Origin of the sequence: Pandoraea aquatica, from assembly GCF_902459565.1 — a bacterium.
GTDB lineage: Bacteria > Pseudomonadota > Gammaproteobacteria > Burkholderiales > Burkholderiaceae > Pandoraea > Pandoraea aquatica.
This window is the reverse complement of sequence record NZ_CABPSN010000002.1, coordinates 482,133-498,155: the sequence shown is the minus strand read 5'-3', so window position 1 is coordinate 498,155 and position 16,023 is coordinate 482,133. Positions and strand designations below refer to the sequence as shown.

The window sequence follows — 16,023 nt, the reverse complement described above, 5'->3', positions numbered from 1 at the left end:
GTGGTAGCAGTAGCAGTAGCAGTAGCAGTAGCAGTAGCAGTAGCAGTAGCAGTAGCAGTAGCAGTAGCAGTAGCAGTTCGGAAGTCTTGTAGTGCTCGTAGTTCCGCTTTATCCGCAGTAGCAGTTCAGCAAGTCGCAGTATGAGTCGTTTGAAGTCTGCATCGCTGTACACGCATCAACCGCAGTCCTGTAGTTCAGAAGGTCTCGCATCACCGCAGTACCCTGCAATATCTAAGCAATATTCAAGCAACATCCAGCAATACCAAAGCAATACCCGCAGTTGCAATTCGCAGTACCGCAGTACTCATGCTGTATTCCGGCGCTTGTGTGATGGCCGGATGGAGAGTCAGCCCTCCCTGTTGTTACGAGGCATCGCTCTCACGCGTTAGTGCCGTACCGCCGCCCGCGCTGTATTCAGGCGGCGGATTGCGCGCCCACAGCCTCGTATTGCCCACGCGTTACTTAAATCAACCCGACGCCACGATCAGACATCGCGTGCATCGGCGGACCGAAATCGTCCTTACCCTGACGACGTTTCGTTCGCTCGACGTGTCCGCCATGTGCGCCGCAAAGGCCCGATCCCACGCAGTCGGATCCGGCTCGCCCGCGTTATCGCGCGGGCGTTTGGCATGCGCCTACCCGCGCGTCATGCCCGATGTATTAAAAAGAGAAAATTGAAAGTCATGAACACCGACCCAGAGCGCATCACCCTCACCATCAGTCTGCATCCGAACGACCTGAAGCAACTCGATCACGCGTGTCAGCGTGTGGGCATGCGCCGTGAAGATTTCTGCGTGCTCGCCACGCATCTGGAAGGCGCTCGCGTGCTCAATGGCGAAGGTCTGGCTGCACTGGCCCGTCCGTTCAATTTCGCCGCCGGCCTGCCTGCGGCGCTGCGCGGCGCGTTCGCACGCCTGTGCACGCGCTAAGTCGCTGAGCGACCGATACGCTAAGCGCTAGGTGCCTTCGGTATCGTTGGCACCCTTACCGCCTGCACCGCCCGTACCACCCGCACCGCCGGTCGCGTCCTCGCGATCCGGCGCAGCCCCAGCGCCGGACATGCCGAGCGCGCCGGCATCGAGCACCACCATCCCGTCGCGCCCCTGACGTTTGGCCCGATACAACGCACGATCGGCTTGCTGAAGCCACGCCTGCGGGGTATCGAAAGCGCTCGAAAAAGGCACGAGTCCGATACTCACCGTGCACTCCGTGAGCGACACCCGAAGCGCTTCGTCCTGCTGCATCTGCGCTTCCGCCTGCGCCACGCGGGCGCGCAAATCGGCGAGCAGCCGATGCATCAGATCCCGTCCCGCGACTTCACCGGTGTTGACCAGCACGGCACCGAACTCTTCCCCACCGTATCGTCCGACTGCGTCGATCTCACGCAGACGCTGACGCAACAATCCGGCAAAGCGACGTAGCGCCGAGTCGCCTGCTGCGTGGCCGAGCGTGTCATTGATGCGCTTGAAGTGATCCAGATCCATCAGCACCAGACACGCCGGTTGCCCCGTGTGAGCGCAATGCTCGTGGATGTCGGCCAGCCGCTGCTCCCACGCACGTCGATTGAGCAGTCCCGTCAGGCCATCGTGCCGCGACAGGTACTCCATTTCCCGCGAGCGCTGCGACAGCTTCTGTGCCAGGTCATACGTGACCTTGCCAAGTGCGACGGGATAGAGAATCACCATCGGCAAACTCGTGATGACGTTGAAGGTATCGGACGCGGGGGCCCAGGCGAATCCAAGCAAGGCGATCCCGATCAGGCCGCCCACGACATTGGCCAGTAGTCCCTGAAGGAAAAGCCGCACGCCGCCCGCGCCGATGTTATCCATCGACATCATCGCGAGAACGACGACGCTGGGCAGCAGGTTGAACTGCATCGCAGCGACCCAGAAGCCGCCGAATGCCGCGTCGATCATTAGATTCGTGCGCTCGGCCCGGTAAGGGACCGGACGCGATAACGCGAGCACGCAGGCCAGATGCGGCCAGACGAAACCGTGGAAGATCACCAGCGCCCACAACCACAGCGGCGTGGGCGGATCGAGTCGATAGAAGACACCGGCGACACAGAAGAATCCGATGCCGAGACCGATGGTCCGCAAACGATAGATGCGTCGTACGAAACGCTTGCCCTTGCCGGCGACGGCCGGATCGATACCCGCAGCGGAAGACGCCAAAGCGGCGGTCCCCGTCCTTCTGCGGTGTGGCGTGCCGTCGGCGCGCGCGTTGCTGTCTTGCTGACTCACTGACACCATGCTGCTCCGATCGACCCTCACGAACCACGGACCACGAATCAAGAACGACGGACTACGAAATGCGCGCACGATGCCTTTCGCACCGTGGGGCCGGGCGTTGCGCTTCGTGTGTTCGAAGACATCCGCAGGCGCTCGTTGCAAGGGCCCGGAGGCGCCATTCTACCTGCGGGCAATGTCCGTGAGCGATTCCGAAGTGCCTGGCGTCGAGCGGGGCGATGGGGGACGCCGACGTCGCGTCCGAAATCCCTTATCGTTTGTCCGAAATTCGCTATGCGACGGATACCGTTAGGGCGGACAATTTGCCTCAGTTCGCAAGTCACCCGCCGGTCGGCCTGTCGACAGTTCGACCCGTAGTTCGTTAGACCGCTCGACCGGCACATCGCATACATCATGGCTAATTTCATTCTGCCGCTGACCGCAGTGCTTATCTGGTCGGCCAACGTGATCGTCAACAAGCTCGCCGTCGGTCATATCTTCCCTGCCGAAATCGCCTTCCTGCGCTGGTTCGCCGCCGGGCTGCTGCTCACGCCGTTTGCGTTGCCCGCATTGTGGCGCGCTCGCCGTCAATTTGTGCCGCATATGGCGCAGTACGCCACCCTTGGCGTGCTGGGCATGGCGATCTATCAGGGGCTCGCCTATTCGGCGGCGCATTACACGAGTGCCACCAATATGGGGATCATTCTGGCGCTGCTACCCCTCACGACGCTCGCGCTCGCCGTCATGCTGCTGGGCGACGCCCTGACCGCCGGCGCGCTGGCCGGCGGCTTGCTGTCGATCGGTGGCGTGCTGCTGGTCGTCGGGCACGGCTCGCTGCTGCATCTCGCCGATCAGGGCATCGGTGTGGGCGACGCCATGATGGTCGCCGCCATGCTGGCGTACGCCGTGTACTGCGTGCTGTTGCGCAAATGGCATCTGCCGCTCGCGCCGCTACCATCGCTGTACGCGCAGATCATGTTTGCCGTCGTTGCGCTGCTGCCGTTCTACCTGATTTCGGAGAAGGCCGGTGTTTCGATGGATAACCTGCCGGAACTGGCCTTCGCGACGATTCCAGTGTCCATCGCCGCCCCGTTTATCTGGATGATCGGCGTCGCCCGCATCGGCCCGCGTCGCGCCACGGTCGTCATCAATCTGGTGCCGATCTTCACAGCGCTGATCGCCGCCTTCGGTCTCGGAGAGCACCTTGCCGGTTATCACCTTGTCGGCGGTGCGCTGATTCTCGCAGGGGTCGCACTCGGCGAAAACTGGCATCTGCCGATTCGCAAAGCGCGTGAACCGATGCCTGTGGTGGCGGATGAATTGGGAAGTGTCCGATAAATTTTGCGCTATTAGCGTCACCGACTCTTTATAGAGGCCCGCCCGTCACGCATGGGGAGGAGAGCGATATAACGTCGCAGGGCGCGGGGGGATTGATTACGCTGTGTGACTCGTCAACGGAGTTCGCCATGCAAACCAATCCACTCGCCCAGTTCGGAGACCATCTGGCCCGCTTGCGTAAGGCGCGCGGCTGGTCGCAGGAGAAGCTTGCCCTCGAGAGCGGTCTGGCACGCTCGTACGTCAGCGGTATCGAACGGGGCAGACGCAATGTCGCCCTCGTCAATATTTGCGTGTTGGCAGACACCCTGGGCGTGCCAACGTCCGAAATGCTGCGTTTTGCACAAGCGGCCGCCGGTGCTGAAGATGTCGCGGTCGCCTCCGAGCGCACCCCGCTGCCACAGATCAGCCGGTCACTGTGCAAACTGGAGAACCGCGATCAGGTCTGGCTCGCGGAGATCATTCGCAGTCTCAGCTCGCGTCTGAGTCATGCCGCCCCGCCGTCCGCTACGAGCGCGTACGCACCCGCGTCCCAAGACACGGCATCCGCTGGCGCACATGCGCAGGCATACGACGACGACGCGATCGATGACAGTGAAGACCTGGACGCTGTCGACGATGCGGATTCCGAGGATCGTGTGGATGGCATCGAACATGCTGCTCACCGTGACGTGACTCACGCGTCTTTCGACGGCAGTCTGGCCCGCGCCGCCATGGACCCCGCCTTCGACACCGGATTTCCTGTCCGACATCAAACCGCCTCCGCCTCGCCAGCCCGCCACCCCGGAATGACCGAAGCGTCGTCAGACGTCGACGTCACGCATGCCGACGCGCAAGCGAGCGGCGTCTCACATCGCATTGCAGACCCGGATCGTCGTCAGGAAGGCGAAATGGATCGAACGGATCAAACGGATCGCTCATCACGTGCTGCCGCAGCGCCGGGCCCGGACGTCGTGGCGCAAGAGAACCCATCGCGCTGGCCTGCCAGAAGGGAAGAACGCGATTGAGGGGGCGATTGAAGGGCCGATTGAGGGGGCAATCGAGAGAGGCTCGAAAGCGTGCGCCATCGCGACGCCATTAGTGCTTAGGACATCGCGCAAAGTCCCTCGGCCATACGGGGGGCGATGCGCGATGATTCGTCTCGTAAAAGTGACTGATTAACCTATTAAAAATAGCCGCCCTTGCGCGAGCCGCGTCGTCGACGAACGGAGCGTACGTGGCGGCGCGCGCATCAACGACGACAGGAGTGACAGCGCGTCGACGTCTACCGCAATTCCACGAGGCTCGACACAATATCCGGCTCGACTCGTCATCATCGAGTGACATCCCAACGCGGAACCTTTCAGAATCCCCGCTCTACTTCTACCGGTCAGACCAGTGTCACACTGCGCGGCGCTGGCTGACGGAGGGCGACAAGGCGTCTCGCAGCGCGCCGGAGCCATCGCGCGGTACGTGAACTAGCGCCGCCACCATCATCGGAATGACTGCATTCGTTGTGCCTTCTCCGAAAGTCCGCAAAAAATCTGCGCGACGCTCCCGGTAGTTCGTGCCTCACAAACGAGGGACACCCGAGGCACCGTCCCCGATGCCGGATTTTTGTTCCAATCTTCTCGTCCCGAACAAGGAAACTTTTTTATGGACACCAATTTATTTCGATTCGGCAGACATCTCGCCGGTTTGCGCAAGAAGTACAACTGGGCGCAAGACAAGCTTGCGCTGGAGAGCGGTCTCGCACGTTCCTATCTGAGTGGTGTCGAGCGCGGCAAACGCAATATCTCGCTGCGCAACATCTGCATTCTTGCCGACACGCTGGGGCTCCCCCCGCATGAGCTACTGGCGTTCGATGCGTCGAACGGTATGGCGGCGGACATCGGTGCGAGCGTGTCGGTCCCGTGCGATCCGTATCCGTCGCTCAATCGCGCCATGCAGAAGTTGTCCGACCGCGATCAGGCGTGGATGGCCGATCTGGTCCGCACCCTGAGCCTGCGGCTGGGCCACGGCTTGTTGCGTGACGAATGAATGTGAAAGACGCGCTCGCCGGATCAGTCGTTGCCGAGGAAGGCGTCGACCGCGCGGTGAAACGCGATCGGATTGGCGAGGTTCATGCCGTGCGACGCGTCCTGAATCACCATGCGACGCGCTTCCGGCATCGCATAGGCCAGCGCGTTGAGCACATCCGGATACGGCGCCGGACTTTCCGCGCCGCCCATCAGCAACACCGGTGCGTGAAGCGCGCCGAGCGCGTCGATCGGCAGCGGCGTGCGCGGCTCGGCGACTTGTCCGATCAGGGTGCGCGCATTGTCGCGCACCATCTGCTTGAACCAGGGCACCATGCGACGCCACGTGTCCGGACCGCTCACCGTGTCGATAAAGAGTGCGAGACCCCCGTCGATATCGCCCGCTTCGATGGCTTTCAATGCCGCTTCACGGAAATTGCCGCGCTCGCTGTCGAGCGGAATCTGCACGGGGCCACCGCTGATTTCCACGCCCGGATCGGCGAGGATCAACGAGCGGACGGTGTCGGGTGCGAGCAAAGCGGTGCGCAGCGCGACATAGCCGCCGCGCGAATGGCCAAGCACATGCACGGGGCCAACACCGAGCGCCGTGATGAAGGCCGCGAGGTCTTCGGCGTGTTGCTCGCCGGAGAACTCTCCGTCGTGACCGTTCCAGGCTTCGGGAAAATAGTGACGCAGGCTGACCGAGATAACGCGCCGACGTTGCCCCAGCGGGGCCATATTCGGCTTGAAGTATCGGTAATCGCAGAGCGATCCGTGAACCAGCACTAGCGGTGCGCCGACAGCATCGGCGGGTGCGGGAGTTTCGACGTAGGCCATCGGATAGCCGTTGACGTCGATCGTTTGCGGTGCAGGAACCGGCATGGGGATACATCAGGTAAGACGAAGGCGCCAGTATACCGAGCTTGCGGCCCCTTCGCTGCGACGCGCCACGGGCATGACGCGCCTCTCGGAGGCGTTCCGCCGGACCGCGATGGCGCGCGTCCCGTCGCGCACGAGCCGAGTGCAATGGCCCCGCGACGGCCCCCCCCACACCTGACACAGGGCGCTGCACGGCCTGGTGTATGCTTGCGGCTTTCTTCAATCCTGCGGTTTCCCGGCATGGCGCTCAAAGCCACTATCTTTAAGGCCGAGGTGCAAATCACCGACCTCGACCGTCACTACTACGCATCCCACAACCTGACGATTGCCCGTCATCCGTCGGAGACCGACGAGCGCATGATGGTGCGCGTGCTCGCGTTCATGTTGTACGCGGGCGAGCGTCTCTCGTTCGGCAAGGGCATTTCCACGGCCGACGAGCCGGATCTGTGGGAGCACGACTTCGGCGGCGATATCGTTCGCTGGATCGATGTCGGCCAGCCGGACGCCCGTCGTCTGGTCAAAGCGGCCGGCCGTGCCGAGCATGTCGACGTGATCGCCTACGGCGGCAAGCCGGCCGCCGTGTGGTGGCAGGCCACCGAGAAAGAGATCAACCGTCTGTCGAACCTCACCGTGCGGATGCTCGACGACGAATCCGCCGAAGCCCTGACGGCGCTGGCCTCGCGCACGATGCGCCTGCAATGCACGATTCAGGACGGCGAAGTCTGGGTCGCAGACGACAGCCACAATTTCGCGGTGAAGCTCGAAACGCTGCGCGCGGCCACCCGCGACTAAGCCTTTGGCTCAGGCCTCGCCCGAATACATGGGCGAGCCTAAGCTGCGTTACACTTGACGTTAACGTAAATCGAGTGAACGCAGCTGTTGCGACGGCACGCGTCCACCCACGCCTGCCGCGCACCTCATGGACATCCTGATCTTCTCTCCGGACGGCAAGACTGCCGCCTATGAAACCGGCCTCGCCGAGCATCTGCCGCAGGCCAACATTCGTGGCTGGCAGCCGGGCGACACCGCCCCCGCCGACTACATCGTCTTGTGGAAGCCGAACGCCGAAGTCCTGCAACCCCGTGAGCGTCTGAAGGCGATCTTCAACATGGGCGCGGGTGTCGACGGCGTGCTCGGCGCGCACGGCGAGAGCGCGCACCGCCTGCCGCCCGGTATTCCGCTCGTGCGCCTCGAAGATGCCGGTATGGCCGACCAGATGGCGCAATACGTCAGCGCCGCCGCCCTGCGGTATTTCCGCCGCCTCGACGACTTCCAGACCCAGCAAACCGAAGGCCAGTGGAAATTCCAGAAGCCGAACCGGCTCGCAGACTTCCCCGTCGCGGTACTGGGTTACGGCACGCTCGGCGCGCATGTGGCCAAAGCGCTGAAGACGTTCGGGTTTCCGGTGCGCGCATGGAGCCGCAGCGAGCGTCAAGACGACACGGGCATCACCCTCTATCACGGCGCTCATGGCGATTCGGGCTTCGACGCCTGCGTGTCGGGCGCACGCATTCTCGTCAACCTGCTGCCGCTCACGCCGCAAACGGTGGACGTGCTGAACGCCGACCTGTTCGCGAAACTGGCGCAGGGCGCGTACTTGATCAACGTGGCGCGCGGCGCGCATCTGGTCGACGACGATCTGCTGGCCGCCCTCGACAGCGGCCAGATCGCCGGGGCCACGCTCGACGTGTTCCGCACTGAGCCGCTGCCGGCCGAGCATCCGTTCTGGCGTGCCCCGAAGATCACCGTCACGCCGCACATCTCGGCGCTGACACTACGTGACGAGACCGTCGCGCAGATCGCAGGAAAAATTGCCGCGATGTCGCGCGGCGAAGCCATTACCGGCATCGTCGACCTGACACGCGGCTACTGAGCGAACGAACGAGCGTACAAACCAACGACTGAGCCGCCACCCGAACGCGTCGCGGCCGCCCCCCACCAGACGAATTAGAGGAGACCGATCCCCATGTCCGCATCTCATCTGCCCCAACGTGTGAAAGTGGTCGAAGTCGGCCCGCGCGACGGCCTGCAAAACGAAAAGCAGCCCGTCGCCACAGACATCAAGATCGCACTGGTCGACCGCCTCTCGGCTGCGGGCTTCGCCAACATCGAGGCGACGTCGTTCGTCTCGCCGAAATGGGTACCGCAGATGGCCGACGGGGCCGAAGTCATGGCCGGCATCACACGTCGTCCGGGCACGATCTATTCGGTGCTCACGCCGAACATGCGCGGCTTCGAGGGCGCTGTCGCTGCGAAGGCGGACGAAGTGGTGATCTTCGCCGCCGCGAGCGAAGCCTTCTCCCAGCGCAATATCAACTGCTCCATCGAAGAAAGCATCACGCGATTCGAGCCGGTTGCCCGCGCCGCCAAAGACGCTGGTCTACGTCTGCGCGGCAGCATTTCGTGCGCACTCGGCTGCCCGTATCAGGGTGAGGTGCCGGTCGCGAGCGTAGTCGACGTCGTCAAACGACTCGCCGCGCTCGGTTGCGACGAGATCGACATTGCCGACACCATCGGCGTCGGCACGCCCACCCGCACCCGCGAAGTCATGGACGCCTGCGCGAAGGCGTTCCCCATCGAGCGTCTGTCGGGGCACTTCCACGACACCTACGGTCAGGCGACGGCCAACATCTACGCCGCATTGCTCTCGGGCATCTCGATCTTCCATTCGTCCGTCGCCGGTCTCGGCGGCTGTCCGTATGCCAAGGGGGCAACCGGCAACGTCGCGACGGAAGACGTGCTGTATCTGCTGCAAGGGCTGGGCATCGAGACGGGCATCGATCTCGAAGCGGTCGTGCACACAGGCGACTTCATTTCGCAAGCCATCGGCCGCCCGAACGCCTCGCGCGTGGGCCGCGCCATGCTCGCAAAGCTGAAAGACGCCGCTGCCTCGACTAACTGACGTCTGCCCCAGAAGCGCCCCCACGGACCCGATCGAACCGACCATGAGCGACACGCCACAAATCCCCGAATCCGCCGACGAAGACCAATTGCCCGAAGGCGCGCGCCACGTCGCGCGGCTACTCGCGGGCATGGGCCACGACCAGCCGATCGTACTGCTGCCCGCCACCGGCAAGACGTCGGCCGAAGCCGCCGCCGGCCTCGGCTGCGAGGTCGCACAGATCGCCAAGTCGATCATCTTCCGTCGCGCGGCGGACGACACGCCGGTGCTCGTCATTGCCAGCGGCATCAACCGCGTGGACGAAAAGAAGGTCGCCGCGCAAGTGGGTGAACTCGCCCGCGCCGACGCCCGCTTCGTCAAGGAAAAAACCGGTTACTCGATTGGCGGCGTGAGCCCGATCGGACACGTCGTATCGCCTGTCACGCTGATCGACGAAGATCTGCTGAAGCTCGCGAGCCTGTGGGCCGCCGCCGGCCACCCGCACGCTGTGTTCAACCTGACGCCGCAGCAGTTGGTGGCGATGACGGGCGCGCCGGTCGTCGACGTCGCTCTGCGTGGCTGACCGTAGCTAAGCGTCGCCGACGACGCACGATCGACCTGCGGTCGACACACCGTCACCGCTCACAAGAACAAGGAGACCTGCCATGCCGAGCCCCGAACTTGTGCCGGGCCTGACATTCGAGTGGACGTATCGCGTGCCGAAGAAGGCCGTCGTCCCCGAACTCTACGACGATGTCGAGCTTTGCCGCGACATGCCAGCGGTGCTGGCTACGGGCTATCTCGCAGGCATTCTGGAATGCGCGTGCCTTCAGGCGATCCGTCCGTATCTGGACTGGCCGCGCGAGCAGTCGCTCGGCACGCTCGTCTCCTTCACGCATCTGGCGGCGACGCCGGCGGGCGACACGCTGCGCATCCGGGGCAAGCTGATCGACGTCGACGGGCGTACGCTGCGCTTCGAAGTTGCCGCCTGGGACGGTCTCGACAAGGTCAGCTCAGGCACGCACGAGCGCGTGATCGTCGATCAGGAACGCTTTCACGGCAAATTGCGCGAGAAAGCGGCCAAGCTCGGCCTGCCCATCTGAAACCGACGCGCCACGCGCCCCCACTGCTCATGACCTCGTTCGATTCCCCCGTCCCGTCGCCCTGCACCAACATCTGCCGCATGAATCCCGCGACGGGTTGGTGCTCGGGCTGCTGGCGCACCATCGACGAGATCGCGGCGTGGTCGACGATGGCGGACGACGCCAAACGCCTCGTCTGGTCGCTATTGCCCGCGCGACGTGCGGAGCATGAGCCGCCACCTGAGATGCATCGTCGCGTGGTCGTGAACAAGCCGGGTACCGGCGACGCTTAGCGGCTTTCGCAACACGCGCCGACACTCACGCCAATACTGCTCAACTATCGTCCCGACTACTGTCATTACTCATGGGAAAAATCGTTGCCGTCGGCGAGACGTTCTCCGCCAACCATCACTTCTCGCCGGATTCGATCCGCGAGTTCTCCACGCTCGCGCACGACTTCAATCCGCTACACCTCGACGCCGAGTACGCCGCTGCCGATCCGCGTTTCGGGGGACTGATCTCGTCGGGCACGCAGCAGATGTCGTATCTCGCCGCATTGCTCGCCACGCACTACTCGAAAACGGCACAACCGCTCGGCCTGGAGTTCGACATGAAGCTGCGCCGCGCCGTGCATGCGGGCGACGACATCACCGTGCGCTGGACGGTCACCGACAGTTTGTGGAAAGAGAAGCTGGCAGGCGACATCGTGTCGCTCGACGGCGAGGCCGTGAATCAGCACGGCGAGACGGTGATCGCGGCCACGGCCAAGATTCTCGTGTGCCCCAAACCGGCCTGATCGCTGACGCAAGCGAAAGAACATCCCATCGCCTAACGAGATACGCCCAATGACCTCGCTTACCCTGCCCGCCGGGTTGCGCGTGTTCGAGCGCGGCTGGCTCTCATCGAACAATGTGCTGTTCCTCGGCCATGAGCCCGCGCTCGTCGATAGCGGCTACGTCAGCCATTCGGAACAAACGCTGGCCCTCGTGGCGCACGCACTGCCCGAAGGCCAGCCGCTCGCGCGCCTCATCAACACGCATCTGCATTCCGACCACTGCGGCGGCAACGCCGCCTTGCAGGCCCGCTACGGCTGCCGCACGTGGGTGCCCGCCGCCGAGGCCGATCCCGTGCGTCACTGGGACGAACGCCGCCTGTCGTTCGACGCGACCGGCCAGCAATGTGCACGCTTCACGTTCGACGACACACTCTCGCCCGGCGACACTGTGCCGCTCGGCGAACACGAATGGCTGGTGCTTGGCGCGCCCGGACACGATCCGCACGCGCTGATGCTCTACAACGCCGCCGACGGCATTCTCATCTCCGGCGACGCGCTCTGGGAACGCGGCTTCGGCGTGATCTTCCCGGAACTCGACGGCGAGTCGGGATTCATCGAGCAGGCCGCCGTGCTCGACCTCATCGAACAGTTCGACGTCTCAATGGTCATTCCCGGGCACGGCAAGCCGTTCGACGACGTCGACGGTGCACTCGCTGCCGCACGCGGCCGTCTCGACTATCTGCAAAGCGATCCCGCCCGCAACGCCCGCAACGCGTTGAAGGTACTGATCGTGTTCAAGTTGATGGCCGAAGGACAGATGACGGGTGCAATGCTCAAGGCGACGCTCGATACCGCGCGCGCCTGGCGCAATGCGGCGGCGATGCTCGCCCCGCCGTCCGGATGGCCCGCGTTGCTCGACGCGCTCGTCGCGGAATTGGCTAAGGCCGGTGCGCTGCGCTACGACACCGAAACGGACACGTTGCACGCCGTCTGAGCCGGTGTGCGTCCCGCTTCGTCGGCAAAAAAATAACGCCGCTCGCCAGTGACGGCAAGCGGCGTTTGAGGACGTGACGTGCCGGACGAACGCTGCGGTCGCTAACGCGGCGCTCGTCCTGCGACACCGGCTACCGGTGTCCCCTGGCACGCGTCTTTATCGTAGTCAGCACAGAGCGTCGACCCAAGAGGACTTTCCCTGATACGGAGACAAAAGGCGCGGCGGAACCGAAGCTTTCTTCGAGACGCAGTGCGCCGAGCCGCCATCGAATCCCCCTATAATCGAACGATCGTTCGCGAAAGTGCGTTGCCGTATAGGCGACACGCGCGTCCGGCAATTGCGCGTCGACGCAAGGCATGCAACGGACACCGCCCCCACGGAACGTTCTGTTCAAGGAGACTTCATGGCCCTTCCCAAGATTCTGCAAAACCTGGCGTTGCCTGTCGTGGCGTCGCCGATGTTCATCGTGAGCTATCCGGAACTGGTGCTCGCGCAGTGCAAGGCCGGTATCGTCGGCTCGTTCCCCGCGCTCAACGCGCGCGAGCCGCAGATTCTCGAAGACTGGTTGTCGCGCATCACCGAAGAGCTTGCGTCGTACAAGGCCGCGAACCCGGATGCCGTCGTCGGCCCGCTCGCCGTCAACCAGATCGTGCATCAGTCGAATCAGCGGCTTGAACACGACGTGCGCGTGTGCGTCGAGCATCGCGTACCGATCTTTATCACGAGCCTGCGTGCGCCGCCCAAGGAAGTGCTCGACGCGGTGCACAGCTACGGCGGTATCGTGCTGCACGACGTCATAAATCTGCGTCACGCCAACAAGGCGCTCGAAGCCGGCGTGGACGGTCTGATACTTGTGGCGGCGGGCGCGGGCGGGCATGCGGGCATGCTCTCGCCGTTCGCGCTCGTGGGCGAAGTGCGCAAGATCTTCGACGGCCCCATCGTGCTCTCGGGCTCGATCGCCAACGGTGGCTCGATTCTCGCCGCGCAGGCGATGGGCGCAGACCTCGCCTATATCGGCACGCGCTTCATTGCGTCCGCTGAGGCGAATGCGAGCGAGACGTACAAGCAGGCCATCGTCGACGCCAGTGCCAACGACATCATCTACACGAACCTGTTCACCGGCGTGTCGGGCAACTACATCCGCCAGAGCATTCTGAATGCGGGCCTCGATCCGGAGAACCTGCCCACGGCCGACAAGACCGCGATGAACTTCTCCAAGGCGAAAGCGTGGAAGGACATCTGGGGCGCGGGTCAGGGCGTGGGCTTGATGGACGACGTACGTCCGGCGGCGGACATCATTGCGCGCCTCAAGCAAGAGTACGACGACACGCGCAGGCGTCTGGCGGGCTGACGTAGCTCGGCGCGAGATCGCTTGCGTCTCGCGCCGGATAGCAACGCCGACATTCCCTCGCAAATTCGCAGAACCGACAGCGCTATCCAACGAAACGCAAGCATCCGCGCGCATGCCAGTGGCAAGCTCCTCCCCCCGGGCCGGCGCATGACGCTGTCGTCGACGACACATGCACGGCCCGCCTTGTGTGTTTTACGGAGGCCTTCCTATGTCGCATGTGCCACACCATCGCGCGATCGGTTCCGCGCCCTGCTACAGACTCTCCCCCACCGCAAATCGTCGCCAGAGCAGCCGCTTCGGCGTGCATGAGTTTCCGCGTCATTTTCGCGGAACGCGCGCTTCGCCGCGTGCGCACGTGTCGGCGGCAAACGGCCCGTGCCGAAGCGCCCCGAGCAAAGCATCGTCCCCGATGCACTGGCAGACGGTGTTCGCGCTGACCGTCGTCGCCAACCTCGTGCCGCACACGCTGGCAGGCCCGAGGCTCCCGTTCTCGCGAGACAAGCAGCGCCTGGACGACGACATCGGGAACGACACCGTCCTCCATACCTCTGGCACCTTCGCTGGCACGGCAGATGACGTGCAGCGCGCTCCCGCACCGCATTCCGCCATTAAGTCCGACTACTCCATGCCTGAACTGATGCGCGCGTTCGGCGCATCGAGCGCACCGTTCCAGAATCTTGCGCAGGTGATCAACGAGATGAACGTCCTCGTTGCCGGCGAAGAACTCGACCGTGAAACGCTGGAGACCGTAAAAGATGTCGGTGCCTTCATCGACATGGTGACGGCGTTGATTCCATCGGTACAAAGCGCGCGGCTCGGCGGTCATGTGGCGGAGGCTGCCGCCGATGCGTCGGAGGGCAAGCCCACGAATGCCGAGCGCATCGGCGCATTGATCCAGATGAGCGATCCACGCGCGCTAGGTGTGTCGGTGCCCATGCAGGCCGGTGAGCCGTCGGCGGATCTTGTGCCTTCGGCGTGGGTGCCGGCTGAGCGTCCTGCCTCGGGTCATGACGTCCTCGACGTCGAGCACACCAACAACGGCATTAACGTCGAACCCAAGGCGGAAGGCGACGCCATTTCCGCAGCACCCGCCGCCGCCCCTGCAAACGCGCTCGAACCGCCGCGAAGCGGCCATCCGGCAAGTCTCTCCGAACATCGCATCGACGGCGAAAGCGATCATCTTCGAGGGTACGAACAAGCGCTCCCGCCGGGGGCGCACCCCGACACGTCGCATCCACAGTTGTTCGTCATCGACGCCCGACACTATCTCGGCGGAGAGGTCGGCTTCTATCGCCTGAGCGCGTCACCGCAAGCGAATCACTGGTTGGTCGACGCCCCGCGCGGCACCCGCGCTCAAGTACCGGTGACGTACGACCCAGAGACCGGGAGATGGCAGGCGCAAGCACCGTTGCGGCTATGCGGCGGCGGTTGCGGTCCGAGCCGGGAGTCGACGCCCGACAGCGTTGCGATGAGTCAGAACCAGATCGCGGACGCCATCCGTCACATTCCCGATCGCGATGTGCGGGACTCGATTCAGCTCGCCTACCGCGATCTGAGTCAGTTGCATCTGATGCGTACCAATCGCGAAGATCTGCGCCCGCTACGCGACAACTCCATCGTCGAGCACCGCCAGATTCTGGTGCCGCAGCTCATGCGTCTTGATCCATATGCCACGCTCTTCGAGCAACAGCGCGAAGCGGCCGAGATCACGGCGATTCACTACGACGCTTACATCGACACCGGTGTGTACGACCTCAGTCCGGAAGCATTCTGTCAGGAGAACGCCGAGATTCTGTTTCACTACCTGCTCGCGCGCGGCGTGCCCAGTCATCACATCCGCATCATGACGGTGCAACCCAAGAGCCAGCCTGCGCATGTCATGGTGATCTATACCGAATCGGATCATTTCATCGATCTTCTCGATCTGTCGACGCCCCAACCGCCGATCGAGGGCAGCGTCGACGGCATCAGCTCGGAGCGCTTCACCGCCGCGCTGTTCCTCACACGCGACTCCACCGTTCTGCTCGACCCGTGGAGCCGGGTCAAGGCGTCTTCGTTCGCCGATACGGACAGCATCGAGGAACTGATGACCGACCTGGATATGGCGCTTGCCGATACGGGACACCGTTCCGGCAAGCCGTTCAGGGTGGCGCTCACGCGCCCCTACCCGGCACCTCGCGATCGCGCGCTCGCTGCGCGGTCGAGTCCGAGCGGATCACGTGGCTCGCGTGGTTCGCAAGGCTCCGGCGGATCTCAGGAATCGAAGGGTTCCGACGGTTCCGGCAGCAGCGTGATTCAGACGTCGACGGCGACGTGAAGCGGCTGCTTTCATCGGATGAAACGCTTCGCGGGTATCCGGCATTTACATCGCTATCCGAAATAACGATCATCCAAAAACGATAATCGATCCGACCGATGCGCAAGCCCGGCACGTCGGTGCGATGGCAGTCTTCATCTCCCGGGCCACCGAAACGTCATGGTGCTGCACATGCGCCATGACG

At 63.6% G+C, this 16,023-nt stretch carries 16 protein-coding genes; 14 read left to right on the top strand and 2 right to left on the bottom strand.

Annotated features, from left to right (window positions below; genetic code table 11):
- Positions 1-683 precede the first annotated feature (683 nt).
- Positions 684-929 (top strand): hypothetical protein, encoded by a 246-nt coding sequence (locus PAQ31011_RS07755; RefSeq protein ID WP_150575275.1) that lies wholly within the window; start codon positions 684-686, stop codon positions 927-929.
- A 27-nt stretch (positions 930-956) separates the two neighbouring features.
- On the opposite strand, the gene PAQ31011_RS07750 is transcribed toward PAQ31011_RS07755, so the two are convergent.
- The gene (locus PAQ31011_RS07750) at positions 957-2,252 is read right to left on the bottom strand and encodes a diguanylate cyclase (RefSeq protein WP_150575274.1); all 1,296 of its coding nucleotides are present in this window, start codon (positions 2,250-2,252) and stop codon (positions 957-959) included.
- 390 nt (positions 2,253-2,642) lie between these two features.
- Between PAQ31011_RS07750 and PAQ31011_RS07745 the strand changes: the two genes are divergently transcribed.
- From PAQ31011_RS07745 to PAQ31011_RS07735, 3 genes are all read left to right on the top strand, one after another.
- Positions 2,643-3,566, top strand: coding sequence for a DMT family transporter (locus tag PAQ31011_RS07745; protein ID WP_150575273.1), 924 nt, complete (start codon positions 2,643-2,645; stop codon positions 3,564-3,566).
- A gap of 128 nt (positions 3,567-3,694) precedes the next feature.
- A complete protein-coding gene (locus tag PAQ31011_RS26950; RefSeq protein ID WP_343031666.1) occupies positions 3,695-4,570 on the top strand; it encodes a helix-turn-helix domain-containing protein in 876 nt (291 codons plus the stop codon).
- A gap of 628 nt (positions 4,571-5,198) precedes the next feature.
- Positions 5,199-5,582 (top strand): helix-turn-helix domain-containing protein, encoded by a 384-nt coding sequence (locus tag PAQ31011_RS07735; protein WP_150575272.1) that lies wholly within the window; start codon positions 5,199-5,201, stop codon positions 5,580-5,582.
- Positions 5,583-5,605: 23 nt separating this feature from the next.
- On the opposite strand, the gene PAQ31011_RS07730 is transcribed toward PAQ31011_RS07735, so the two are convergent.
- Positions 5,606-6,442 (bottom strand): alpha/beta fold hydrolase, encoded by an 837-nt coding sequence (locus PAQ31011_RS07730; RefSeq protein ID WP_150575271.1) that lies wholly within the window; start codon positions 6,440-6,442, stop codon positions 5,606-5,608.
- 237 nt (positions 6,443-6,679) lie between these two features.
- Between PAQ31011_RS07730 and PAQ31011_RS07725 the strand changes: the two genes are divergently transcribed.
- From PAQ31011_RS07725 to PAQ31011_RS07680, 10 genes are all read left to right on the top strand, one after another.
- On the top strand, positions 6,680-7,231 hold the full coding sequence (locus PAQ31011_RS07725; RefSeq protein ID WP_150575270.1) for a YaeQ family protein: 552 nt from the start codon (positions 6,680-6,682) through the stop codon (positions 7,229-7,231).
- 127 nt (positions 7,232-7,358) lie between these two features.
- A complete protein-coding gene (locus tag PAQ31011_RS07720) occupies positions 7,359-8,312 on the top strand; it encodes a 2-hydroxyacid dehydrogenase (protein ID WP_150575269.1) in 954 nt (317 codons plus the stop codon).
- Between the two features lie 93 nt (positions 8,313-8,405).
- A complete protein-coding gene (locus PAQ31011_RS07715) occupies positions 8,406-9,341 on the top strand; it encodes a hydroxymethylglutaryl-CoA lyase (protein ID WP_150575268.1) in 936 nt (311 codons plus the stop codon).
- A gap of 43 nt (positions 9,342-9,384) precedes the next feature.
- Complete coding sequence (locus PAQ31011_RS07710; protein ID WP_150575267.1) at positions 9,385-9,903, top strand: YbaK/EbsC family protein; 519 nt, start codon at positions 9,385-9,387, stop codon at positions 9,901-9,903.
- Between the two features lie 82 nt (positions 9,904-9,985).
- The gene (locus tag PAQ31011_RS07705; RefSeq protein WP_150575266.1) at positions 9,986-10,423 is read left to right on the top strand and encodes a thioesterase family protein; all 438 of its coding nucleotides are present in this window, start codon (positions 9,986-9,988) and stop codon (positions 10,421-10,423) included.
- Between the two features lie 29 nt (positions 10,424-10,452).
- Positions 10,453-10,695 (top strand): DUF1289 domain-containing protein, encoded by a 243-nt coding sequence (locus PAQ31011_RS07700; protein ID WP_150575265.1) that lies wholly within the window; start codon positions 10,453-10,455, stop codon positions 10,693-10,695.
- A 71-nt stretch (positions 10,696-10,766) separates the two neighbouring features.
- Positions 10,767-11,198, top strand: coding sequence for a MaoC family dehydratase (locus tag PAQ31011_RS07695; protein ID WP_150575264.1), 432 nt, complete (start codon positions 10,767-10,769; stop codon positions 11,196-11,198).
- Positions 11,199-11,247: 49 nt separating this feature from the next.
- The gene (locus tag PAQ31011_RS07690; protein WP_150575263.1) at positions 11,248-12,171 is read left to right on the top strand and encodes an MBL fold metallo-hydrolase; all 924 of its coding nucleotides are present in this window, start codon (positions 11,248-11,250) and stop codon (positions 12,169-12,171) included.
- 403 nt (positions 12,172-12,574) lie between these two features.
- On the top strand, positions 12,575-13,522 hold the full coding sequence (locus PAQ31011_RS07685; RefSeq protein ID WP_150575262.1) for an NAD(P)H-dependent flavin oxidoreductase: 948 nt from the start codon (positions 12,575-12,577) through the stop codon (positions 13,520-13,522).
- 409 nt (positions 13,523-13,931) lie between these two features.
- The gene (locus tag PAQ31011_RS07680; RefSeq protein WP_150575261.1) at positions 13,932-15,839 is read left to right on the top strand and encodes a hypothetical protein; all 1,908 of its coding nucleotides are present in this window, start codon (positions 13,932-13,934) and stop codon (positions 15,837-15,839) included.
- The last annotated feature ends 184 nt before the right edge of the window (positions 15,840-16,023 follow it).